Origin of the sequence: Brevibacillus sp. FSL K6-6036 (assembly GCF_037964015.1) — a bacterium.
Classification (GTDB): Bacteria; Bacillota; Bacilli; order Brevibacillales; family Brevibacillaceae; genus Brevibacillus; species Brevibacillus borstelensis.
In genome coordinates, this window is sequence record NZ_CP150173.1 from 4240614 (window position 1) to 4264451 (window position 23838).

General features: G+C 56.9%; 14 protein-coding genes. 2 read left to right on the plus strand and 12 right to left on the minus strand.

From position 1 onward, the window contains the following. Nucleotides 1-3: 3 nt before the first annotated feature. Together NST37_RS21030 and NST37_RS21035 are read left to right on the plus strand one after the other, a co-directional pair. Complete coding sequence (locus NST37_RS21030) at nucleotides 4-1293, plus strand: ATP-binding protein (RefSeq protein WP_003391713.1); 1290 nt, start codon at nucleotides 4-6, stop codon at nucleotides 1291-1293. After that, complete coding sequence (locus tag NST37_RS21035; RefSeq protein WP_339185757.1) at nucleotides 1286-2728, plus strand: sigma-54 dependent transcriptional regulator; 1443 nt, start codon at nucleotides 1286-1288, stop codon at nucleotides 2726-2728. The genes NST37_RS21030 and NST37_RS21035 overlap by 8 nt, the downstream gene beginning before the upstream one ends. Before the next feature lie 11 nt (nucleotides 2729-2739). On the opposite strand, the gene NST37_RS21040 is transcribed toward NST37_RS21035, so the two are convergent. The 12 genes from NST37_RS21040 to NST37_RS21095 form a co-directional block, all read right to left on the minus strand. Beyond that, nucleotides 2740-3417 (minus strand): TetR/AcrR family transcriptional regulator, encoded by a 678-nt coding sequence (locus NST37_RS21040; RefSeq protein ID WP_003391715.1) that lies wholly within the window; start codon nucleotides 3415-3417, stop codon nucleotides 2740-2742. 42 nt (nucleotides 3418-3459) lie between these two features. Further along, a complete protein-coding gene (locus tag NST37_RS21045; RefSeq protein ID WP_024983580.1) occupies nucleotides 3460-4599 on the minus strand; it encodes an ABC transporter permease in 1140 nt (379 codons plus the stop codon). Further along, nucleotides 4596-5447, minus strand: a complete 852-nt coding sequence (locus tag NST37_RS21050) for an ABC transporter ATP-binding protein (protein WP_003391717.1) — start codon at nucleotides 5445-5447, stop codon at nucleotides 4596-4598. Before NST37_RS21050 ends, NST37_RS21045 begins: the two co-directional genes overlap by 4 nt. Continuing rightward, the gene (locus tag NST37_RS21055) at nucleotides 5444-6634 is read right to left on the minus strand and encodes an HlyD family efflux transporter periplasmic adaptor subunit (RefSeq protein ID WP_122958198.1); all 1191 of its coding nucleotides are present in this window, start codon (nucleotides 6632-6634) and stop codon (nucleotides 5444-5446) included. Before NST37_RS21055 ends, NST37_RS21050 begins: the two co-directional genes overlap by 4 nt. A gap of 208 nt (nucleotides 6635-6842) precedes the next feature. Continuing rightward, nucleotides 6843-7358: a DUF402 domain-containing protein gene (locus tag NST37_RS21060; RefSeq protein WP_003391721.1), complete on the minus strand. Its 516-nt coding sequence runs from the start codon at nucleotides 7356-7358 to the stop codon at nucleotides 6843-6845. Between the two features lie 125 nt (nucleotides 7359-7483). Further along, complete coding sequence (locus NST37_RS21065; RefSeq protein WP_339185759.1) at nucleotides 7484-9151, minus strand: YcdB/YcdC domain-containing protein; 1668 nt, start codon at nucleotides 9149-9151, stop codon at nucleotides 7484-7486. Continuing rightward, a complete protein-coding gene (locus NST37_RS21070) occupies nucleotides 9135-9671 on the minus strand; it encodes a sigma-70 family RNA polymerase sigma factor (RefSeq protein ID WP_003391727.1) in 537 nt (178 codons plus the stop codon). The genes NST37_RS21065 and NST37_RS21070 overlap by 17 nt, the downstream gene beginning before the upstream one ends. Before the next feature lie 99 nt (nucleotides 9672-9770). Beyond that, a complete protein-coding gene (locus NST37_RS21075; RefSeq protein WP_035990349.1) occupies nucleotides 9771-11243 on the minus strand; it encodes a PepSY domain-containing protein in 1473 nt (490 codons plus the stop codon). A gap of 104 nt (nucleotides 11244-11347) precedes the next feature. Next, a complete protein-coding gene (addA, locus tag NST37_RS21080; RefSeq protein WP_339185761.1) occupies nucleotides 11348-15274 on the minus strand; it encodes a helicase-exonuclease AddAB subunit AddA in 3927 nt (1308 codons plus the stop codon). Continuing rightward, a complete protein-coding gene (gene addB / locus NST37_RS21085; protein ID WP_339185763.1) occupies nucleotides 15237-18758 on the minus strand; it encodes a helicase-exonuclease AddAB subunit AddB in 3522 nt (1173 codons plus the stop codon). The genes addA and addB overlap by 38 nt, the downstream gene beginning before the upstream one ends. Before the next feature lie 25 nt (nucleotides 18759-18783). Then, nucleotides 18784-22443, minus strand: a complete 3660-nt coding sequence (locus tag NST37_RS21090; protein ID WP_339185765.1) for an AAA family ATPase — start codon at nucleotides 22441-22443, stop codon at nucleotides 18784-18786. Next, nucleotides 22440-23687 (minus strand): exonuclease SbcCD subunit D, encoded by a 1248-nt coding sequence (locus NST37_RS21095; RefSeq protein ID WP_327956867.1) that lies wholly within the window; start codon nucleotides 23685-23687, stop codon nucleotides 22440-22442. Before NST37_RS21095 ends, NST37_RS21090 begins: the two co-directional genes overlap by 4 nt. Between the last annotated feature and the right edge of the window lie 151 nt (nucleotides 23688-23838).

Below are 23838 nucleotides of genomic sequence, written 5' to 3' on the forward strand. Positions count from 1 at the left end.
CGTATGCATCACAAAAGGGAAATCCTCGAAAAGCTGACCGGCGTGGAATCGTCGCGCAAAACGTACTATAAGGAGCTCAACCTCGTCGTCGATGAGATGAAAAAGAAAAACCGACAGCTGGAGGTTATGAATCGCCTGACCAAAATCCAGGTAGACGCCGACTGGACGGAAGTCAGTCTCTATTTGGCCGAGCAGCTTTCCCGGCTGATCCCGTTCGATCAGTTCATCCTTACCCTGGTCGAGCGAGCGACGATGTTTTCCCACATCGCACAGCGCGAGCAGGATGACTGGCACTGCCGTACAGTTACGCGTCCGCTTCAGCAAAAAACACCTGTCAGCACCGAACAGTTGAACGCCCTGCTTCAAACGGAGCATCCGGACTGCCATGTGACATCGGTTGCGCTGCAAAGCAGGCTGCAGCGCGTATTCGGCTTTCTCACGCTGCTGCACGATACACCTGTCGAAAATGATTCCGAGCACCTTGTCCTGTTCCAGCAAATCGCCGAGCACGTCGGCGTTTCCGTGGAAAACATGATTTTGTTCAAAGATGTGAGCGAGAAAGTGAAAATCGAAGCACAGCTTGTTCAATCGGCGAAAATGGCAGCAATCGGCGAGATGGCAGCGGGCGTGGCTCACGAGTTGAACAGCCCGTTGACGGCGATTCTCGGCAACATCCAGCTCCTGATGAGGGAAATCAAGACAGAGCCGTATTCGCAAATGATGAACGATATATATCAATGCGGTGTCCGTTCCAAGAAGATCATCCAAAATCTGCTGACCTTCTCCAGGCAGGAGGAATATCCCTTCGAGCGGCTGAACATGAACGATCTGGTCGAGGATGTTCTCGGCTTGATCGGCTACCAGCTTACCGTCTCCGGGGTGACCATCGCCAAAAAACGGTCGGACAAGCCGCTGCTTTTCCGGGGCAGCCGGCACCAGATCGAACAGATCATCATCAATCTCTTGCTCAATGCCCGCGACGCCCTTCAAGGTGTGCCGTCACCGACGATCACCATCGAAACCTTCCAAACCTTTTTGCCAGAAGGCCCATTTGTCGGCTTATCCGTTCACGACAACGGCGTCGGCATTGAAAAAGAGCATCTTCCGCAAATCTTTCATCCCTTTTTTACGACCAAGGAGCAAGCCAAGGGAACGGGACTCGGCCTGTCGGTCAGTCTGGGCATTGCCGAGTCCCACGACGGCAAGCTGATGGCCCAAAGCGAGGCGGGCAAGTTCAGCTGCTTCACCTTGCTGCTGCCAACTACAGCTCATGAGGAGAATGACGGTGAATAGGAAAAACGTACTCATCATCGATGACGAAGTGGAAGTGACTTCCTTCTTTACGTATTTTCTCAAGGCGAAAAACTGCCATGTGACCGTCGCCCATTCTGGAAAAGAAGTGGAGCTTTTGCTCGCAGACAACGCTTCCGCCGGGTATCAGTTGGCGCTGATTGATTTGAAGCTGCCCGATGCCAATGGACTGGAGCTGCTGACGGCCATCAAGAACCGGTTTCCCGCGTGCGAAGCCATGGTCATGACCGGCTACAGCACGATCAAATCCGCTGTCACCGCCATGCAGCTCGGTGCCAGAGACTACCTGGAAAAGCCTTTTGACGACCTGGACAGCCTGGAGACGGCCATACTTTCCGTCCTGGAGAAAAGCACCGAGCGCTATGATCGGCTGGCCCAGACAGCCCGCCACTACGGCATGGTTTACGCACCGGCAAGCCCCATGGTGAAAGTATTGTCCCTCGCCGAGAAGCTGGCCAAAAAGGCAATCAATATCCTGATCGAGGGCGAGACCGGCACCGGCAAGGAGCTGATGGCCCGCTTTCTCCACGGTACAAGCACGCGGTCATCCTTCCCCTTCGTCGGCATAAACTGCGGCGCGATCCCGGAAACGCTGCTGGAGAGCGAATTGTTCGGCCATGAAAAAGGGGCCTTTACAGGAGCCGTAAAGGCGCGGAAAGGCTTTTTTGAGCTGGCCCATAATGGCACCCTGTTCCTCGATGAGATCGGAGAGGCTCCCCTGTCCATTCAGGTCAAGCTGCTGCGCGTCATCGAGACGGGCGAGTTCATGCGCATCGGCGGGGAGCAGACGTTGAAGAGCAACATCCGGTTCATCTCGGCGACGAACCGAAGTCTGGAGCAGGAAGTGGAAAAGAACGGGTATCGCGCCGATTTGCTGTACCGGCTGGAGGGGGTAAAGCTGTCCATCCCGCCGCTGCGGGAGCGGCCCGATGATATACCGTTCATCGTCCAGGACTATCTGGAAAAGAAATTTGGCGGCACACGCCGGGTCGATGCGGAAGCGATGGCCCTGCTTACAGCCTATCACTGGCCGGGAAATGTGCGGCAGCTGCTCAACGTAATGAACCAAACCGCTGCCATACACGATTGCCCGGTTTTGCTGCCGGAACACCTGCCCGCAAATATCGTCGAAAGCTCGCCTCGTTCCCTCGCAAATACAAACGGACCGCTTGCTGTCCACCGTTTTGTGGAGCAGGAAGCGATCCGCTTTGTCGAGAGCGTCGTCGACCGGATTGGGTCGGTAGACGAGATTCATTTTGAGCAGCTAATGGAACGAATTCGCAGGCTGGAGACAGAGATCGGCCGTCACATCATCCTGAAAGGCCTTAAAGAGACGGACGGAAACAGGCAGCTGCTCAGCGAAAAGCTGGGCATTTCCAAGCGTACGCTCCGCTACATCCTCAATGAAAAAGAGTAAGGAACATACTGTCATGGACGGTTGGCGATACCGTACAACAGAATATCCACCGTGGCTGCGACCTGTTCCTCGTCCGTGCGCTTGGCAAACTCGTCCGGATCGGTCACATGCTTGAACAGCACCAAACCAATCAGGGAGGAGAGGATCGCCCGGAACACGGCATCAGACGGGAGCGGCCGCAGCTCGCCTGCCTCCGTCCGATCCTTGATCAACTGGGCGGCAAGCCGCTTGATTTCCTGAAAGACCGTAGACAAAAGCGTCTCGCGAATCTCGTCGTGGAAAAACGCCTCCTGCAGCAAAATGCGGACATGCTTCTCGTTGGCCGCCACCAGGCTCAAGCGGTTTTGGTACAGCTCCTGAAGAATTTCGCCGAACGAAAGCTCTTTTTGTCTGTTGAAAATCTCCCGCACATCACGGAGGATAAACGGGGTGGCAATTTTGACGAGGACAGGCGCCACGACAGCCAGCAAAATGTCCTTCTTGGATTTGTAGTGGCGGAAAATGGTCCCTTCCGCCACGCCCGCCTCCTTGGCGATCTCCGCTGTCGAGCTTGCATGAAAGCCTTTGGTCGCAAACAGCTTGATCGACGCCTGCATGATGCTGCGCTGCTTTTCCGTCATTTCGCTCTCGTCCTTCAGCTCCTCGACGAACTGCAACAGACTCTCTTCAAACGATTTACCAGAATCCACGGCCTCGCTCCTCCATCCTTCTCTATCATTGCACTCGTGCATCTACTCTATTTTTTTGCGGAAACGAAGAATGGCTACACTGATCATCAGCAGGAAAAAGACAACCATTCCGATCATATCCTTCCACAGGGCTTCCAAACCGACGCCCTTGAGAAAGATCCCCCGCAGAATTTCCAGAAAATACGTCAGCGGGACAATCCCGCCTAACCATTGTATCACGACTGGCATCGTCTCGCGCGGAAACATGAAGCCGGACAGCAGGACGCTGGGCAGAATGAAGGCAAAGGCGATCTGCATGGCCTGAAGCTGAGTGCGGGCCACGGTGGAGATGAAGATGCCGAGCGTCAGCGTCGTGACGAGAAACAGCACTGACAGAGAAACCAGGAGTGCAGCGCTGCCTTTTACCGGGACGCCAAACCAGGCGGTACCGAGCAACAGCACCAGGCAAAACGAGAAAAATCCGATGAAGACGTAAGGCGTAATCTTGCCGAGCAAAAGCTCCAACGGACGGATCGGCGTGACGATCAATTGCTCCATCGTTCCCCGCTCTTTTTCCCTCACCAGGGAAAACGCGGTCAGGATCATCGTTACGTTCTGCATGATAAGGCCGATCAGGCCGGGGATGTTGAAGACGATGCTCTCCATGTTGGGATTGAACAGGACGCGGGTGTCCAGCTCAACGGCTGGCTCCATCGGGCCGAGGCCCTGCTTTTGCATGCGCTCCTCCTGTATCGTGATCGCGTTGTTCTGGACGATCAGTTGGGCATTCGAAGAAGCCGTCCGGGCGATATTCGGGTCGGAGCCGTCGATCAGCATTTGCACCTCTGCCATTTCCCCCCGATCGCGCTTTCGGGCGTAATCCGGCGGGATGACGAGCGCTACACTGGCACTCCCGTCGTCCAGCATGGCTTCGATCTCGCGGTAGCTTCCCGCGTGCGCCGTCACCTGAAAGACGCGGGTGTTTTCCAACTGGCTGACAAGCTCACGGCTGTAGGCGGAAGGGCTCTGATCCCAGACTGCCGTCTTGATGTCACTGACGTCCGTGTTGACCGCATACCCGAACAAAAACAGCATCATCAGCGGCATCGCCAGCGCAATGGCGAGACTGGGGCGGTCCCGCTTTACTTGAATGATCTCCTTTTTCACTACGGACCAGTAGCGTGCAGGTGAAAAGCGGCTCATCTCCCCTCCCCCTTTACCGGCACGAGGACGTCTCCTGTTCCCCCGCCGCCGCCCTTTTGCCCAGCCGCCTGCCGCGCTTCTTCCTCTTTTACCAGCTTGATAAACACGTCCTCCAGATTGTCTGCCCCGTGGTGCTCAATGAGCTCGGACGGCGATCCCTGAACGAGCAAGTTGCCGAAAAAAATGAATCCGATCCAGTCGCAAGTCTGCGCCTCATCCATATAGTGGGTCGTCACCAGGATGGTCATTCCCTGTCTCGCCAGGTCGTGAATGACCTCCCAAAAAATGCGGCGGGAAACAGGGTCGACCCCTGCGGTCGGTTCGTCGAGGATCAACAATTCAGGACGGTGCAAAAGGGCGCAGGAGAGCGCCAGCCGTTGTTTCCAGCCTCCGGAAAGAGAGCCGGCCAGCTGTTTTTCCCGCCCGGTCAGACCGGCCATTTCAATCAGCTCCCTCTTCCGCTGGATGCGTTCCGCTTTGCCGAGCTGGTACACACCGGCGTAAAAGTCAAGATTTTCATCTACGCTCAAATCTTCATACAGACTAAACTTTTGCGACATGTAGCCAATTCGTTGTTTGATCGCTTCGCTTTGCGTCATCACATCGTAGCCGAGAACAGTGCCACGCCCCGAGGTCGGCGTCAAAAGTCCGCAGAGCATCCGTATCGTCGTCGATTTCCCGGAGCCGTTCGGGCCGAGAAAGCCGTAAATGGAGCCTTTGGGCACGGAAAGCGTCAAGCTGTTGACCGCGATGCGCTCCTGGAATCGCTTGGTCAGCCGCTCGCAGCTGATCGCGACGTCATTTGGCTGATTGTCGTGCATTTGCTTGTCGGCCTCTCTCCTTTTCATCGCGCTTCCCCCTCTGCGAGAAAGCGGACATCGGCAGGCATGCCGGGCCTCAGCTTATCCAGGCCCTCGGTGATCCGAATCGTGACAGCAAACACCAGCTTGGTCCGCTCATCCGGGGTTTGTACGTTTTTCGGCGTGAATTCCGCTTTGTCGGCGATAGTCTGAATCTGGCCCGCAAACACTTCGTCCGGGTACGCATCCACTCGTATTTCCACCTTTTCCCCGATCTTCACCCGGGCTAATTCCGCTTCCGGGATGTATACCTTCAGCTTCAGATGATCGGTTTTCATCATGGTAAAAAGCGTCGCCCCTTGCTTGGCTACCTCCCCTTCCACTACGGAGGATCTGAGCAGAATGCCGTCAGCAGGCGCTTTGATTACGGTCTTTTCCATCTGCCATTTCGCCTGGTCAAGACGGGCGTCCGCCTGCTGTACCGCGGCCAGCAATGCCCGGATTGAATGGCTCGTGCTTCCCTCCTTCAAAAGCTCCAGATCAGCGACAGCTCCCTTTCTCTGTGCCTCTGCCGTCCCTTTTTGCGCGAGGGCTGCCGCAATGTCCTGCTGAACGGAATCATACCGGGAACGCGCTGCCTCCAACTGTGCCGCCAGTTGATTTGCCTGGGTCTGGGCCTGGTTGACCGCTTCCTGGGCGGCTTCATACTCCTTTTTGGCAATCGCCCCCCGCTGAAACAAGGCAACTGCTTCCTTCAAGCGATTTTCCTGAAAGGCCAGCGTTCTTTTGGCACCTTCCCACTGCATTTCGACCTGGGCAACCTGATCCTTGCTTTGGGCCAGAGCCGCCTGGGCCTGCTTGGCGCGCGCTTCCTGAAGAACAATTGTGGCATCCGCTTGCTGAACGAGGGCAATTCCTTTTTGGATGGACGGATTGCGGCTTCCCGCTTTGGCTTCATCCAATTTGGCCTGCGCCTGCGCTTTGGCCGCCTCGGCTTCGTTTACTGCCGCCTCATAATTTCGCTTGTCAATCTCCGCCAGCACCGAGCCACTGTGAACAACGTCTCCTTCCCCGACCTTGACGCTTTGAACAAGCCCGGCCGCTTCTGCTACGATCGGCACCTCCTCCGCTTCAATCGTTCCGGAAAGCGGCCGTTCATCCGGTTGAAACAGCGAGCAGCCGGATAAAAAGAGAAGCGATACAGCGAGCAAAGAAAACGGCATTGTGCGAAACATCGGATCACCTCATTTTTAATAGTGAGTACTCACTCATCTTTAGGCGAATAAAAAAACATCCTGTCCACCAAAGACAATGGCTGCCTGCTCGGTACGTCCGTTTGTGGTGAAAAAGATGCATGAAATTCCTTGCAAACCAAAAGCGAGTGATTACTTACTTGTTTATACTCGCATTATAGGAGCATCTCCTCTCTTCTGTAAAGACCTATTACCAAGGATTTGGATAGTCAAACCATTCTCTTTGTCCGGCGCTGTATTTTTCCAGCAGGGCAGCCGCAGTCCTGCAGGCAAACTGATGCTCCTCCTCATCGATGGCCCCTTTCTTCAAGGCATCCTCCAGTTCGTCCTCATCCAGCAAATACACTTCGCCGTTCGGCAGCACCACGATATCGAGATACAGGTCGTCGTAATACAAATATCCTTGCTCATCCTTTCCGTGCCGCTTGCAAATATCGATATACCATTGGATCGTTCTTCCCTGGGCATCCAGCATTTTGGTCACAGCGTAGCCGCAGCCGTCCGGGAAATACTGCAGGTAGCAATACCCCTTGTCGCCTACACACATACGCTTTCCGCCCACCGTCATAAATGCCGGCTCATGCACCTGATCCAGTGTCAAGCGGACAGCATAGCCCGTGAACTCCGCAGATTCCACCCGTTTCTCCAGGTAGCCCAGCTTTTTTACCCGCCGCCAGTTGGGCCGATCGGCTCTTTTTCGTTTCATCCTGCATTCTCCTTTTCCCTAGTTTCCACGTTCACTGTAACATGTTTTCCCTGTTCCTGTAAAAAAGCAAGCCGGCATACAAAAAAAACCGGCCATATCCTGACCGGCTGCAAATGCTCTCTCTTTTATGGTTGAATGAGTGTCCCTGTTTTCGCATCAATGGCAAGCGGCTTCTCGTTCCGCATGGGGTATGGATAAACCAGTTGCATACCTGTGTCTGTTTTCCCCTGGTCATTTGTGCGATAAGCCAGCTCTGGCTTCACCTTCTCCGCGAACACCTTCATGGCCTCCTCCAGCGAAATAACATCCTTTGCGTTTGGCAACTGGGGGAGTGCTTCTCCGAACGGACCAGCCATGCCCGCGATTGTTCCACTGGTTCTGTCTACATATACGTCAAAGCTGTGATTGATCACCGGAATCCCCTGATGCACCCAGGAGAACCGGTACAGCGTTTGTTGTCCGTCCTGCACCTGACTGATCATTTCTATCTCTTCCACGCCGGCAGGCAGATAACGGGCCAGCCTTTCTATCGCGATCCGCCGGGCTTCCTCCACTCCGATTTCTTGATTCCCTGCCTTCGCAGCAGCGTTTCTGGTCGTGAACGAAAGAACATTTCCCTTTTTGTCCATGCGGATTCTCGCGGATTTTCCTCCGTCCCACTCCCAAAGGTATTCGAAGGTTGAACCATTGATCATTCTGACAGGCTTACTTCCATTCTTTATCTTTACTCCGAACTCATCTCGCAGCAGCCCGGAAGCCGCATCGACGTCTAATGCCCGGAGCGGTTTCGCCTCAGGCTGTACGCGGATGGTTTCCGCTGCCTGGCTTCCATGTGCCGCTACTTTTCCGCTAAGGGCGTCCACATAGCTGATTTGCAGCGGCTGATACCGCAAGACAGGCTTTTCGCCTTTGGCATAGACGAGTCGCAGCGTAGTCGCCAGCTTTTGTGCGGCCTCTGCCTGATCGATCATTGGCTTCTGAGCGGAGCCGGAAGAAAATGAATGTTGCTCGCTCGGATAGATTTCCATCCCGACTACTTCCGACCCTTTGTCTATTTTCACAACCAAACTGCTTTCCTCTGCGGGAATTCCCTCTACGACGCGACTGAAAGCGACGATCCCCTCTGCCAACCGGGAGCGGGCAGGGTTGAAACGGTATTGCCTGCTCTCTTGCCCCAGCTTTTCCTGCAAATATCTCTCCGCTTGCCTCTGAAGCCCGCTCGTGCTGACCGACTTCTGGTCCGCTGCCGACAAACCGTCTCCCGTAACTGCTGCCGATCGTTCTGCGGACTGTTCTTCACTGTGGACGGTTCTTTCGCGCTGCGCCCGGGCTTCTCCGGCTTCTTCTGTTTCCCCTGCTTCCTCTATACCGAGCTTCTGTCCTGTTCCCTGCCCATTTGCCGTCTGCGGCAAAACCAAGCTTTTCTCCCTATCAGAAGAAAGCTCTCCGTTTGTTGAATACGGGGGGACAACCGGGGAGCGGAAAATGCCCGGGACTTGTACGGGTGCCGAAGCTGCGTAGGCGCTTTCCTCCCTTTGTCCGTGATCTGCTGTGGAGGGAAGATTCGCTTTTTCTGTAACTGCTCCCTGTACCCACACGCCGATCAAAATGGCGGCAGAAGTGCCAAGCGAGTAGGTCATTACTCTGGTGATCCTCTCTGTCCGTTTCATCTTCCTCGCCTGCCGGGCCAGCATTTCCTCCCCATATCGGACCCACTCTTCCCGCGGAGCCGGCACCGTCGCCCGGTACCTGCGAAGAGATTTTTCGATCTGTTCTTCATCTGGCAAACTCACTGATCACCCCTCCTTCTTCTCCGCCCATATATTTTTGCAGCATTTTCAGCGCCCGGTGATAGTCGACCCTGACCTTTGCCTCCGAGATGTGCAAAAGCTCGGCTGTTTCTTTGATCGAATACTCTTTGATGCCTCTGACGATCACGATTACCCTGTAGTGCGGCTTCAGCTTTTGCAGCGCTTCTTTTACCATCCGCATCTCTTCCTTTGCCGCAAGCGATTCTTCCGGAAGCCCGTCCTGGGACCTCATGTCATCCAGCAGGGTGGCGGAAAACAGACGGAGCCACTTTTGCTTCCGGTATTGGTCTATGGCGGCATGCCTTGCGATGGAAAACAGCCAGGTTCTCATCGAGACGCGTCCGTCATAGCGAGGCAGAGCTTTCAAGAGGCGCGTAAACACCTCCTGGGTCATATCCTCTGCATCCTCCCGGCGCCCGGTAAAGTAATACAGGAACGTATAAACATCCTCGTAATAGGTCTTGTAGATCGTTCGAATGCGCTGCTCGAGATCGTCCGTCACCGCTTCCCCTCCTTCTCCTCTGCGTGGTCGGATGTTTGCCAGCCATTCCAGGTTGTATATTTGCCAGCCATTTAAAAGAAGCCTTGCGCTTCCTCAAAATTACTCTTTCCAGGAGAGCACTTTGCCCGTAACCGCGTCAACTCTTTGCCCGCGGACGACGTCTGCTGCCTTGTACACAAGCCTTGCTTGCTGATCCGTTTCTCCGAGCGTATATACAAGCGTCAACGGAAATTCCTTCACGTAATGAGCTGCCGCTTCCGCCGGATCAATCGCTTGATCAGCCTTCGGGAAATTCACTTGCTTTCGGACACTGAGCGATGTTTTGATGACTTTTCCTGTTTCCGCATCGACGTTCACTTCGTATCGCCATTCCCGTACCGGAATTCCCTCGTGCAACAGGGCAAATTCTGCGCGATAGGTGTTGCCGTGTTTCATGTAGCGCGGGCTTTCCAGCAGCATGACTTCCTTTTCGCTCGCGGGCAGATACGTTTCGATCTCCTTGATTGCCGTTTGCAGGGCTTGCTCCGCTGTGATCTTTTTCTCTTTGCTTCCTCCGGCAATGACATGTGCCGTATTTTCGTAGGAAAGAAGGCTGTTGGTCTTGGTATCGATGACGACAGTAGCGATCCGTTCCTCGTCTTTCGTCCATTCGATGGTCTTTCGATTGAATTTTTCCATTATGTCCTCGCTTGCGACGGCTCCCTCTGTCTGAATGCCCCGCTTTGCCAGGAAAGCGGCGGCTTCTGCAGCATTTTTTGCGACAGGAGCCTCGCCCTTGGGCTGGACCTGAATGATCTTGTGATAGCTGTTCTCTCCTGTGTCCTTCCCTGTCTTGGCATCCAGCTCACCAGAGAAAGCGAAGGTGTAGCGGAGAGCTGCACTGCCCTCCTTCGTTTCGTACTGCAAACGCAGGTATTGTGCCAGCTCCTTTTCGGCCTGGTCCTTCGTTATCACTCCCTCGGGCTTCGGAAATACATATTTGTCCCGGGAAAGCGCCAGAGAAGCCATAACGGTCTTGCCGACAATTTCACCGCTGCTGTCCACATCGATCATGACACTGTCATTTTGCAAGGGGATTCCATTCACACCCCGGGAAAAAACGATCGAGTCCGCAGAGGCAGTCAAGCTCGGATTGTACTGATAGTCGCCCATGCCTTCTCCGTACCACTTCTTCATAAAAGCTGTCGCCTTTTCAATGGCTTTGTCCAGCGAATATGTGGAAGGAGGAGTCGTCCCTCCGTTCATCCGGTGAAATCCCTTCCACTCTCCCGTACTTCCGTCCACGTACAAGGAAATTCGGGGAAATGGCGTTTCCTTGGATTGCTGCAAGACGACCACCACCTGGCCACCCTCTCCCGGCTCGACTACTTTATAGGGGTATTGATCAAGATAAGGGAGCATTTTTTTCGCTTGCTCCAGCGCTTTGTCCGCCTGCTCCATGAGCGCCGGCACTACCTGTACCTGGACGGTTTTACCAGCCGCAGGCAATGGCTGATTTGCCGATACCTGCAGCGGGGCGGCAACTGCAAGACTGGCCAACAGGGCAACGAACGCGTAGCTTTTTGTTTTCACAATGATTTCCTCCTCTTCCATTCTCCATCATACTTGCTTTCACTCCAATATTCGGGTGAATCTGGAATTTGTTTCAATTTTGCTCAAAAAAAATTCCGGTTCCCTTAAAGGAACCGGACCTCGTCATCAAACGAGAGGGCGTAGCCGCCAGCGAGAAGGTACAAATAGCTCTCCTTCACGCTCCTGCCGACAATCTGCTCGATTGCCTGCCGGTAGAGGCGTATTTGCTCGCCGTACCGCTCAATCATATTCTGTTTCACAGCTTCGGACTTCTCCATCGCTACTCTGTCTGTCTTGAAGTCAAGCAATACGAGCCCGCCGTCATCTTCCTCCAGCAAACAATCGATAACGCCCTGCACGATGATTTGCTCCTCGCTTGCACCGCTCATTTCAGGCTCCACGAGAGAAGCTGGCCTCGCCAGGGTAAACGGCAATTCACGGTGGACCACCCGTGCCCGCTTCATCCGATCTCCCAGCGGCGAGGCGAAGAAACGAACGATCTGCATGAAGTCGATAGCCTGAACCTGCTCCTCCGTCAAAAAGCGGCGGGACAACAGCGAGGCAATCTGGTCGCGGACATCGTCCTCGTCCAGTGATCGTTTGAGATCGATGTTTTGCAGGATCAGATGGGTGATCGTTCCCCGCTCGGCTGCCGTGAGCGTGTGAGCGCCCTCCTCCATCAAAAACCGCGGCTTTTCCACAATCGTCGGGACGTGAAGCGGATAGCCTCTGGAAACAGCCTGTTCCCGCCGCTTCAGTTCGCTGACGGTCCATTTGGTCATCACCTGGGAAGCTGCCTGATGTGGATAGCTCCAGCCCAATTTGCGCTCAATCAGCCGCGCGCTTTCAGGATCAACAGGCCTATCCGGTACGGTCTCGCGCCTGGTGATTCGCTCCCAGTCAGAGTGCTGGCCGGAATTCCGGTCTGCCTCAGCCCTCAGATCGTCCGCGCGGTGGAAGAAAAACGACCATATGGACTCGTCCGGAACCGTTCGCACCATCACTTCGTCGCCGCCTCCGCACTCGCGGGGATAAGACCGGAGGGGACTTGCGAGCGGATGGCGCAGAAGCGCTCTGCCGACCCAATCCAGATAGCCTTTTGCTTGCAAAAGGTCTTCGTCATGCAGCCGCTCGCCGTCCCCCTGGCGTCCCCATGAGACGATGCTCTTGCACAAATCCTTGGCGGTTCCGAGCAGGACGAGCTTTTCCCTTGCCCGGGTGAGAGCGACGTACATTACTCGCATTTCTTCCGCCAGCATCTCGCGGCGCAGCTGCTGGCGGATGCCCAGTGCAGCCAGGCTCGGGTATCGCACCTGCAGCTCAGGCTCTACCGCCATCGGACCAAAGCCAAGGTCCTTGTGCAGCAAGAAGTGGCTTTTCATATCCATCGTGTTGAACTGCTTGCCCATTCCTGCGACAAAGACGACCGGAAACTCCAGCCCTTTGCTTTTGTGAATGGTCATGATGCGGACGACATCCTCGTTTTCGCCGATCGTGCGTGCCTCCCCCATATCGTTGCCCGCCTCCCGGAGCCGGTCGACGAAACGGAGAAAGCGGAACAATCCCCGATACGAGCCTGCCTCGTACTGACGGGCGCGGTCGTACAGGACGCGAAGATTGGCCTGACGCTGCTGGCCGCCCGATAGCGCCGCCACATAGTCGAGATAGCCCGTCTCGCGGTAGATCGTTGCGATCAGCTCGGCCAGAGAATCTCTTCTGGCCTGCGTGCGCCATTTGTCCAGCTTGCTGAAAAAGCGGCGCAAACGCTTCTCCCAATCCGCCTCTCCCTGCTGCTCCTCGATATACCGATGAACAGCCTGATAAAAGGGGATCGACGGATAGCTGATGCGAATCTGCGACAGTTGCGGCTCGGCAATGCCGACAATCGGTGAGCGCAGCACAGACGCAAGCGGGATGTCCTGAAACGGGTTGTCGATCACCCGCAAAAGCGAGAGCATGACCTCTACTTCTGTCGTGCTGAAATAGCCCTGGTTTTGCTCCGCATAGACGGGGATTCCGGCTGCACGCAGCTCCTCCATCATCGGCTCTCCCCACGCCGAGGTGGCCCGAAGCAGGATGACAATGTCGCGGTAAGCGAGCGGTCGCAGCCCTCCTGCCTTTTTATCGAAAACGAGAAGCGGCGCCTCGCCACTCCCCGGCTCCATCCAGCGGCGGATGCGCTCTGCGATCAGTCGGGCCTCCATTTGGGCCGCGCTCGCTTCTTCCAAAGCTTCTCCCAGTCCCGGAGCGGCTCCTCCGTCTGCGGAAGCTTCTCCGCCCTCTGCGGGGGGATTCGCCTGATCCTCCGCCTCTTCCTGTGAAGTCCGGTCAATCAGATGCAGCTCCACTTGCAGACGGTCAGGCTCCACCTCCGGATAGGAGGCGCGGCAGATCAGCTCAGCCGAACGGTCGTAGTCGATTTCCCCGACGCCCGGCGACATGATCTGCCTGAACAGGAAGTTGACCGCGTCTACGACTTCGCGGCGGCTGCGGAAGTTGGCCGCCAGATCGATCCGCTGTCCCGTCCCCCGGCTGTTTCCCGATGCATCCTGCAAGTCTGTTCCACCCGCTTCGTGCTGCTCCAGCCGGTCGCTCTCAGAGCCGGTCTCATAGCTCAAGTATTTCTCCAAAAACAAATTGGGCTCAGCCAGCCGGAACCGGTAAATGCTCTGTTTGACATCTCCTACCATGAAGCGGTTTGCTATTTCGTGCGAATCCGGTTCACGCGATACCATGCGCAAAATCGTTTCCTGAACAAGGTTGATGTCCTGATACTCGTCGACGAGGACCTCTGCATACTGATCGCGCAACTGGAGGGCAAGCGCTGAAGGCTGCTTCCCGCCACCACCGCTGCTGTCTGACTCCTCCGCCTCAGCATCGGCTCTCGTCAAAAGCCGGAGAGCCAGATGCTCCAAATCACCGAAGTCAACCAGCGCCCGCGCCCGTTTTTCCTGCGCAAAAGCCGCGTCAAACTCCGTGACCAATCGGGCCAGCGTCTGCATCGACGGAGCCAGCCTTTCAAGGTCCGCCAGGTACTGCTCCGCCGGCATGGAGAAGTTTTGCTCGACCAGCTCGCCAAGCGCTTTCTTCACCTCATTGCGAAGCCCCTGCACCTGTTCCTTGAGATCCGGGTCGACATCCTTGACAGACGGCAAACGTACAAAGGAAATGCCTCGGACTGCCTGCTCCGTCTCTGCCCATCCCTGACGGCACGCCGCTACTGCCCGCTCCAGGCCAGCCGCCTCCGCTTCCAACAGCGGAACGTAAGCAGCAGGCCCTCCCGGTGAAGCAGCCAGGAGAACGGCTCGTCTCAGCTTTCCTTCCAGACCTTGCAATTCCCATCTTAGCGACTGCAGGATGCTTTTCGTCCACTTGAGGCCGTCCATCGACTTTGCGGACGCTGTCGCAAACATCTCGGCAGCTTCCTCCAGCCATCCCTTCGGATCCGGATTGCTGCGTGAAAACTCGTACAGGCGCAACAGCAGCCCGACAAGGATCTGGTCATCCTGTCCGTCCAGCATCAGATCGGCCAAACGTTGAAAATCCGGGTCTCGCTCGTACCACTCCTCCAGCATTTCCTCCAGAATGTCCTGGCGGAGCAGCTCGCCTTCCATCTGGTCGGCAATGCGGAAGTCGGGATCAAGCTCCACGAGGTAGTAATACTGGCGCAAAAGCCCCAGACAAAAGGAGTGAATCGTGGTGATGGAGGCCCGCTGCAGCAGGGCCAATTGTTTTCGCAAATGAGCGGACTGCGGCTTTTCCTTGAGCGCCTTTCGCAACGCTTCGCTGATCCGGTGCCTCATCTCCGCGGCGGCCGCATTGGTAAAGGTAACGACCAGTAATTCATCCACCCCGACGGGATCGCTTTCGTCCATGATCCGGCGAATGATCCGCTCTACGAGCACTGAGGTTTTCCCGGAGCCAGCTGCTGCCGCCACCAGCAAATTGCTTCCACGGCTCGTTATCGCCTGCCACTGCTCGTCGGTCCACTGCTCAGGCTTTGCCTGCGGCTGACTCGATTGCTGCTCCATCGCTATCCACCTCCGCATCTGTTAATTGCCCGCTCTGGAGCATATCCCATATTTCCTTGTTGTTCCACTTGGGAAGCTGGCGCAGCTGATTTGCGTCTCCATCCGGGTCGTATTGGCAGACAGGCTTGTACGAGCATCGATCGCAAGCAGTCAACGTTCCGCTCACATAGGGGGAAATCTCAATGTCGCCGTCTGTCATCCGCGTGCTCAGCTCTTTTACCGTGGTGCGGACGAACTGTTGGAGCGCTTGAAACTGCTCCGCCGTTGCCACAGAGGAACGAGCCGACAAGGTGCCGTCCTTTTTCAATTCAAACGGAACCAGTTCGGAAGCCCCCTGCTCCACCTGTGCGTCCATCATGCGGGCCAATTCCGGGTCGGCCAGCATCAAGCCTTTCATCCGCAATCGCTTTGCCCGCTCCTTGGCCGCTTCATCACTGGTCAAAAGCCGCTTTGCCGTGACAAACGGGTCCGCTACCTGGTAGTAAAAGACACCAGCCATCTCTGCCTTTTGGCCGAGCCATTCCTCTGCATTCGTCACGACCACATCGAGGTAGACCAGAAGCTGCAGATTCAGACCGTTGAACACATCAGACAGCAGGAGCTGCTTCGGACTGGATTTGTAGTCAATCACGCGCAAATACGGGATCTCGCTGTCGAGAGATTGGTCGACACGGTCGATTCGCCCGATCAACTGGACAGAGGAGCCGTTGGCCAGCCGCAGTTCGAGTCCAGGCAGATCTCCGCCAGGGCCAAACGCCACCTCCAGACCTACAGGGGCAAAGCGGCTCCGCTTCACATGCTCGCCCAGGACGTAGATGGCTCTTCCGACCGCCCGTTTCAGCTTGCCCGACAGGTATCGGTACCGGGCCGTCCGGGTGAGGATGCTGCTGCGGGTCGACGGCACCAGCTCGTCAACTACTTCACCGGCCAACTGCATGCTGTTCGCTTCGGTCAAACGGCTCCATTCCAGATGTTCCTCGTTCATCTTTTCGACTGCGCGCTTGAGCGAGGCGTGGAATAGCTCGCCCACGTCAAAACGCTCCAGCTTGTATAGCTGCCGCTCTCGCAAGCGCAGGCCGTGCGAGGAGTAATGAGAAAATGGACAGGTCTGGAAGCGTTCCAGCCGGGAGACGCTCATCTTGAGACGGTCCCCGTAAAGGGCTTGGCTCGTCTTCCTGTCCAGCGGCATCGGCCGGTTTGTGTAGCGCAAGCCGGACAGAAGCCACTTCTCTCTGCTCGCGTCGGGAGAGTGCCGCAGAAACCAGTCGTATACCTCCCACCAGAAAACGGGCAGGCTGCCGCTCTCCTTCATTTCCCGCACGAGCGTAAGCAAATGGCTGAATACGCGTCGCGGCGAGCCCAGCAAAAAGGAGTCCGCCTCGGCATTCCCGCTCGGCTCATTGTGGAAAAACCGGTAAGGCACATCCGGGATAACTTCCCGGATGCGGGCAAACACCGAAGAAGGCAAAAGCGCTTTCCCCTCTTCATCTGCCAGCGCACAGCTCAAATACAGCCGCTCCGCCGGACGGGTCATCGCCTGATAGAGCAGAAACGGTTCGGCCATCAGCCGCTGCTTGGCTGTCGGCGCGAGCTCCATTCCCATTTCCGCGAGCCTTTCCCGCTCCGCCTCGTCCAGCACGCCGTCTTCCTTCGGCTTGAGGGGAATGACTCCTTCGTTGACCCCAAGCAGAAAGAGAGCCCGTACATCCGGCTGGCGGGAACGCTCCATCGACCCGACCAATACCTGATCCAGCGCAGGCGGCACCAGGCCAAGCTCAATGCTTTCCAGTCCGCTCTCCAGGACGCTGGCAAACGTGTCGATGTCCATCTGCTCCTCGCCCATCACTTCGACGACCTGGTCAAAGAGGCTCATCAGCCCGTTCCAGACCTGTCCGTGCATCTGGGCATCGTCCAGCTCTCCCGACTGCTCTGCCGTTCTTTGCCACTTTTCCAGTATGCCTGGTACGTCGAGACTGACCAAAAAGCGGTAGAGAGCTGTCGCCATCGCGCGGACATCTTTCTTTTCCGCCTGCTTCAGCTCTTCTTCAAACCGGCGCAAGGGCGCTGCGTACTGTCTTCGCAATTCATCTGCCGCCTGATCCTCCGCAGACTCTCCGCCAAACCGCCACGGCTTCTCATCCGACCAATAAGAGCCGTATACGCCATGTGCCAGCACATAGTTTTCCAGCAAGTCGACTTCTCGCCGAATCACGTTCAGTGGAACCTGCTCCCCGCTGTCGGAAACGCGTCCCTCCGGTGTGACCAAATCTGTCTTCAGGCAGCGGAATACCGCTTCATACCGCCATCTGGCCGTGACCACCTCCAGAGCGGAACGGACCAATTCCATCAGCGGATGGTGCATGACCGTGCGCTTCTGATCCAGGAAGAACGGGATCCCGTAATCGGTAAACACGGTCGCAAGCTCGTCCGCATAGGTGCCGATCTCGCGCAGCAGTATCGCCATGTCGCGCCAGCGATACCCCTCCGTGCGCGCAAGCTCGAGAATCTGCAGAGCGACCGCTTCCACCTCGGCCCGGCGATTGGCGGCCGACAGCAGACTTACTTCATCCGCTCTTGCGGGAGGTGGAGGAGTACCCGGGTCTCCCCACGCAAAGTAACGATCCTCCAGCTGGCGAAGCCACGGACTGTCGGCAAATCTCCCCGGCCCGGTCAACAGAATCGGGCTTTCGACCGCTACACCCGCTTCTTTGGCCATCTTCTCCAATGTTTGGTAGGTGCGCAGAGTCGGATGAAACAATCCGAGCTCATCAGGGGAGGCATCCCGTTCGGACGGGTCGAGGCAAAGCGCAATCGTGACCTTTTTGGCGCAGACCATCAGTTGCTCGATCACCCGCAGCTCCTGGTTCGTAAATCCGCTGAAACCGTCGATAAAAATCTCGGTCTGGGCGATGTAAGCGGAATCTTTGATCATGACAGCAACGCGGTTCAAAATATCGTCCGCATCCCAGTACCCTTGGGCGAGATGAGCCTCGTACGCATTCATGACCAGTCTCAGATCATGTATTTTTTGATTGAGCGTCCCGCTTCCCCAATCGACGTTTTCCGTATGGGTAAAGCTGACGCCGTATGACTTGCACTCGCTGATCAGACGGCCCAACTGGGACGTAAAACCGGGCTGCAGCGCTGCCCGCCTGAATACCTGCAGCTCTTCCTTGTAGCGCTCCAGCAGCAGGCGCAGGACCATTTGCTTGCCCAGGTCATCGACAGGCACGAGCGTCAAATCGCCAAGCTCCTGCAGCAGCCGATGCGCCAGCCGCCCGAAGCTGAGGACCTGTGTGCCGATCACACCGTGCAGTCCCGGGATGGAAGCGAGTGCGTACTCCGCTTGAAAGCTGGCCTGCTCAGGAACGAGCAAAATCATCGGCGAACCGAGCGCGGACTGCTTCAGCCGCGCTTCCATTTGGTTCAGGATGGTTTGCGTCTTGCCTGTTCCGGCACGGCCCAGGACAAATTGTACTGCCATGAGCACTCCTCCTCGTCGTTGTTGATTATTCTGTCTCCATCCTGATCGTGCTGCCTTCGCCCATAGGCTCCGCCGGCGTGATGATCAGTCTTCGCGGCATGCGTACACGAATCTCCGGAACATGGCTGATCACGCCAATTGTAAAGTCGTCCATGCGCAATCTCTCCAATGCGTCCATGACCACCTCCAAAAGCTCCGGATCAAGCGTACCGAAGCCTTCATCGAGGAAAAAGAACTCCAATCTGCCGCCCCGCATCTGAATCTCCATGGACAAGGCCAAAGCCAGCGACAGGGACGTCAGGAAGGTCTCTCCCCCTGACAGCGTGCTGATCGGCCTGCGCATTCCTCCCGCGCCCTCGTCTCTTAAGACAAATTCGCCTTCGTCGCCGATTTCCAGCGCATAGCGGTTTTTGGTCATCCGCATCAGGTGGTAGGAAGCGTCTCTGGCGATCGAGGCGAGCTTTTCCTCGGCGATGAACTGCACGAACGCCTTTCCTTCCAGCAGCTTTTTCAGCTCCTCCAAACGGCTTTGCTCGTCCATCTCCTCTGCGAGCCGTTTTTCGATTGAAAGCCATTTTTCATGGTTCTGCTCTACCTGGGCAAACGTTTGCCGGGTGACTGCCACCTGCTCCTTGGCCGCCTGATGCCCCGCTTCCGCTTCGTCCCAGGCCTGCTTGGCCGCTTCCCATTCCTCTTTGGTGACATGCCTTCCGTCCAATGCCTTCAGCAGCCGCTCCTCATCGTACTGCAAACGGGCTAGCTCCGTCTGGTACGCGGAAAGCTGCTCCTGCAAAGACACAAGCCGATCCCGCTCACGGTACAGCTCTCCTGCCCGTTCCGGAGTGCCGAGGCCGCTCTCCGCCAGCGAGCGGTGCATTTGTTCTGCCGCTTCCGTTCGCTGCCGGGACAGTACCGCATAGCCTTCTGACAGCTTGACTACGGCATTTTGCACCTCTTCCCGGGCCTCTCGTGTTTCTTTGCGCTTGTTTTCCGCTTCGTCCAAAGAGGTGCGAAGCTGCTGCAGAGTCTGCTCCACGGTTGTCAGCAGCTTCCGCGCGGGCTGTCCGCCCGTCCGCTCCAGCCACATCCCGTGCTTTTGCTCCCACAGCCGCTTTTTTTCCTCCAGCCGCTCACCAAGCAGCGCCTGCTGCGAGTGCAGGGCGGCATGGCGCGAGACCGCTTCCTGATAGCCTGCCAAAAGCGACTGGTACAGCGACTCCTTTTCCGCCCTCGCTTGCTGCAGAACCGACGTTTCCCGGTCGCGCTTTCCGATCGCTTCCCAATGCTTTTCTATTTCCTCAACCTTGACGTCGCCCAGTCTGTCCTCCAAGCGCCGTTTGGCTTCCTCCGCTTGAACGGCCGCGGCTTCCAGACGGGCTTTTGCGGCTGCTTCTTTTTTCAAAAGCTGTTCGCCGAGAACGGCGCTTCGCTCATACATGCGCTTTTTCTCCGCTTCCCGGTCGCGCAGCCCATCCGCCCATTTTTGCAGGCGTTCCCGTTCCGCTCTGTACGCCTCTCGCGCTTCCGCTTCGCTCTTCAGAGCCGCCTCTTCCTGCTTGTACATCTGCAGCAGTTTGGTGATGTCGCCCACCGCCCATTTTTCTCCAAGGGCAGCGCACTCGCGACGGATCGCGTCAATTCTTTCCATCAATACTGCACGCTCTTCGCCGAGGGAGATCATCCGCTGCTCCCACAGCTTCCACTCTCCCTTTGCCGTCTGCAAGGCCTCGAACGCTGTCCGGATCTGCTGCTCCGCGTGACGAACAGCTTCCTCCGTCTCCCGCATCTGCTGACGGATGCTTTCTCCTGCAGCCTGCTGATTGTCCGACTCAGGCTTTTTCTCCTCCGGCTCTTCCAGGCAAGGATGATGGGACGAACCGCATACCGGGCACGCTTCCCCGGGGTTCAGACGATCACGCAGCATTCTGGCCATATTCGCTTCCCGCCACTGCTCCCATTCAGCACGGAGACGTTCGAGTTCGCTCCGCCGTCTCGCCTGGGCTTCCTCTTCCATTTTGACTTTCGCTTCGCATGCGTGCAGACGGGTTGCGGCCTGTTCCTGTTCGCGCTGGGCTGTCTGCCGCTTCTCCTCCCAGTTGGCGAGTGCCTGCTCCTGCTCGCGCCATTGCCTGCCCCATTGCTTGATCTGGGACAGGGCGTCGAGTTTCTCGGTCCACTCGGCTTCGGACGAAGGCGGAGTTGCCTCAAGCTGGGCAAGCTTCGTCCTGGCTTCCGCCAACTGCGAGGCGCTTTTCTCCCATTCCTTTTGTGCCATCTCCAGCTCCGAGGCGGCAGACCTCCGCTCCGATTCAACACCCTCCAGCTCGGTAGCCAGCTCCTTGCGCTTCTGTTCTTCCCGTTCCCAGATCAGCTTGGCATCCCGCAGGGCGACGATGAAATCGCGCCATTCCGGCTTTACCTGGGCCGCTTCCAGCGATTTTTCCAGTTCGGCCCGCTCGCTCTCCAGGCGGTTCAAGGACTCTTTGTCACGGGCCAGCTGTTGTTTTAGCACAGTCAGCTCCTGCGACACCTTTTGCCATTCCTGTTCAAGCACGGTCCATTCCGAGCGCAGAGCGGACAGCTCTTCTTCCCACTCCGCAGCCTGGATCAGCCTGCTTTTCCGCTCGATCATAAGCGGCTCCTCCCGCTGCAGCTCGGAAGCGCATTTCACATACGACTCCTCCGCCTGCAGATGCGCTTGCTGGACGACTTCCTGCTTCTTGCGCGCGTCCTCCAGTTGAACAGCCGTCTCCTTCCACTCAGTGTCCAGACGTTCAAACTGCTGGACCTGCGGCCATAGCCTGACACTTGCATCTAGCTGCTTTGCGAGCCGCTCCCATTCAGCGGCTTCCTCCGTCCGGGCCAGCTGCTCTGCGAGGCGCTCGCGGACACGCTCCAGCTCCTCCTGCCACCCGTATACCTGCTCCAGCTCCTTGATCATTCCCGCGAGGCCATCCCGCTGCTCTGCATAGACGCGCTCCTGCCGAGCAGCTTCCTCCCACGTTTTCCGGGCTTGCTCCAGCGCCTCCGGTCCAGCATCCCCGAGCGCCGCCTTCTCCAGCTCGATTTTATGAAGCCGCTCCCGAGTCGCTTCCAGTCCCGCCCGAACGCGCTCACTCAGTTTTTCACCGTAGATATGTAGATGAAACATCCGCTGCAGCATCTCATTGCGGTCGCTCCCCTTGAGCGTCAAAAAGCGGGAAAACTGTCCCTGCGGCAGCACGACAGCCCGGGTAAAATCCTGCAGCGTAAGCCCAATCAAAGACTCGACAGCCGCCGTTGCCATAGTCGCCTTCGATTCCAGCACGACATCCGGCGTCTCTTCGTCTGTTCCGCACTGGATCAGGCGGACCTCCGGCTGTCTCCAGTTTCCGTTTTTATTCAGGCCAAATTCCCGTTCGATCGTATACCGCTTCCGCTCAGCACCCGATCCCAGCTCAAAGGTGAACGAGACAAATACCCGCTGCTCCAACTGGTTGAGCACATCCTTGGGATGGCTGCCGCCGCCGAGCCTGACGACCTGTCCGTAAAGCGCGAGCGTGATCGCGTCCAAAATCGTCGATTTCCCGCTCCCGGTCGGGCCAAAGATTCCAAAGAGACCGGCTTCGCACAGTTTTTCAAAATCGATCTCCTGCATCTCCCGATAGCTATGCAAGCCGGCAAGCTTCAGTCGTATCGGCTTCATCTCGTTCCCTCCTCTTCACCGATTTGGTTCAGCAGACGCTGAAACAAGGCGACCAGCTTCTCGTCCGGCTCTGCCCCGCGCTTTCGTTCATAGAAGCGGCGAAACAGCTGGTCAGGCAGCAGCTCGCTCAGCTCCGCTCGCTGCTCGCTCGCCGAGTCCGCCGTTTCCTCGCGCACCACAACCCGCTGTACTTTGAGAAAATCATCGCTCATTTTGCGCAGCCGCTGAAATTCAGCCGGGTCGATCACGTCCGATACGTGCAGCTCCAAGTCGATCCATGCGCCGGCGTCCCTGCCTTCCTCCAGCCATTTTTCCACCTGCGCAATCCCTTCTGTAGCCTTCCAGCGCGCCAGCGGCCTGCCGCTTTTCAGGTAGACGATCTCCTCTTGCACTTCCTCTCCGGGAACGACATCCACGATCACGACAGCCTTGCTCTGTCCTGCCTCCGAAAAGGAGTACCCGAGCGGCGACCCGCTGTAGCGAATGAGCGGCTTCTCTCCCAGCTTTTGCAGACGGTGCAGGTGGCCGAGCGCCACGTAATCCGCTTTTTCCGGGAAAGCCGACGGGGAGACGGTCAAGGCTCCGCCGATCTGAATAGGCCGCTCGGAATCGCTTTCCCTGCCGCCCATGACAAACAGGTGGCTCGTCACCAGATTGACCGTATCCTCACGGAAATGTACCGACAGCTCGTCAAGCAGCGTCTTGATCCGCTCAGAAAATGCGAGCTGCATCTGCTCCTGGGTAAACGTATCGCTTAACAGCTCCTTGAGGCGGGCTTCCGATGGATACGGCAGGGCCAGAATGACCGCGTGGTGTTCCACGCCGGGAACGGCCAGCTCCATCCACGACGGCCCTCCGTCCAGTACCCGCACCTTATCTCTGGGGGCGTCGCTCCCCGACAAGATCGGCGTTTCTTTGGGCAGTCCCAACAGAACGATGCCCTGTTTCGACGCAATCGGCGCCGCCGCCCGAACCCGCTCCGGCTGATCGTGGTTACCCGCAATGACGACGACAGCCCGCCGCCCTCCAGCGGACAAGCGCTCCAGCGCCGTATAAAACAGCTCCTCCGCCCAGGCAGGGGGGTTGACTGAGTCATAGACGTCCCCGGCAATCAACACGAGCTGAACGTCTTTTTCCTCCGCAATCCGGCAGAGCTCGTCCACAAAATCAGATTGTTCTCCCCGTCTGTCACGCCCCTCCAACTGACGACCGAAATGCCAATCCGCCGTATGTAAAATACGCATGCTTGCACCTTCTCCCGATCATGTGTTTGCGTTCATTGTATCACAGAAAACCCGGTGTTTGCCGAGCCATTGAACAGTTAACAATAATCGCCACTTCCATGTAACTTTTTCTCTCTCAAACTCGTCCTCACCTGTAGAAAACATGAGAGGG

Bases quoted from the DNA above. Each gene is read 5' to 3' on its own strand.
- NST37_RS21050 (WP_003391717.1), bottom strand. From the start codon at position 5,447: ATGAAAAGGAGAGAGGCCGACAAGCAAATGCACGACAATCAGCCAAAT.
- addB (WP_339185763.1), bottom strand. From the start codon at position 18,758: ATGGCAGTACAATTTGTCCTGGGCCGTGCCGGAACAGGCAAGACGCAA.
- NST37_RS21060 (WP_003391721.1), bottom strand. From the start codon at position 7,358: ATGAAACGAAAAAGAGCCGATCGGCCCAACTGGCGGCGGGTAAAAAAG.
- addA (WP_339185761.1), bottom strand. From the start codon at position 15,274: ATGGAGCAGCAATCGAGTCAGCCGCAGGCAAAGCCTGAGCAGTGGACC.
- NST37_RS21095 (WP_327956867.1), bottom strand. From the start codon at position 23,687: ATGCGTATTTTACATACGGCGGATTGGCATTTCGGTCGTCAGTTGGAG.
- NST37_RS21030 (WP_003391713.1), top strand. From the start codon at position 4: ATGCATCACAAAAGGGAAATCCTCGAAAAGCTGACCGGCGTGGAATCG.
- NST37_RS21055 (WP_122958198.1), bottom strand. From the start codon at position 6,634: ATGTTTCGCACAATGCCGTTTTCTTTGCTCGCTGTATCGCTTCTCTTT.
- NST37_RS21090 (WP_339185765.1), bottom strand. From the start codon at position 22,443: ATGAAGCCGATACGACTGAAGCTTGCCGGCTTGCATAGCTATCGGGAG.
- NST37_RS21045 (WP_024983580.1), bottom strand. From the start codon at position 4,599: ATGAGCCGCTTTTCACCTGCACGCTACTGGTCCGTAGTGAAAAAGGAG.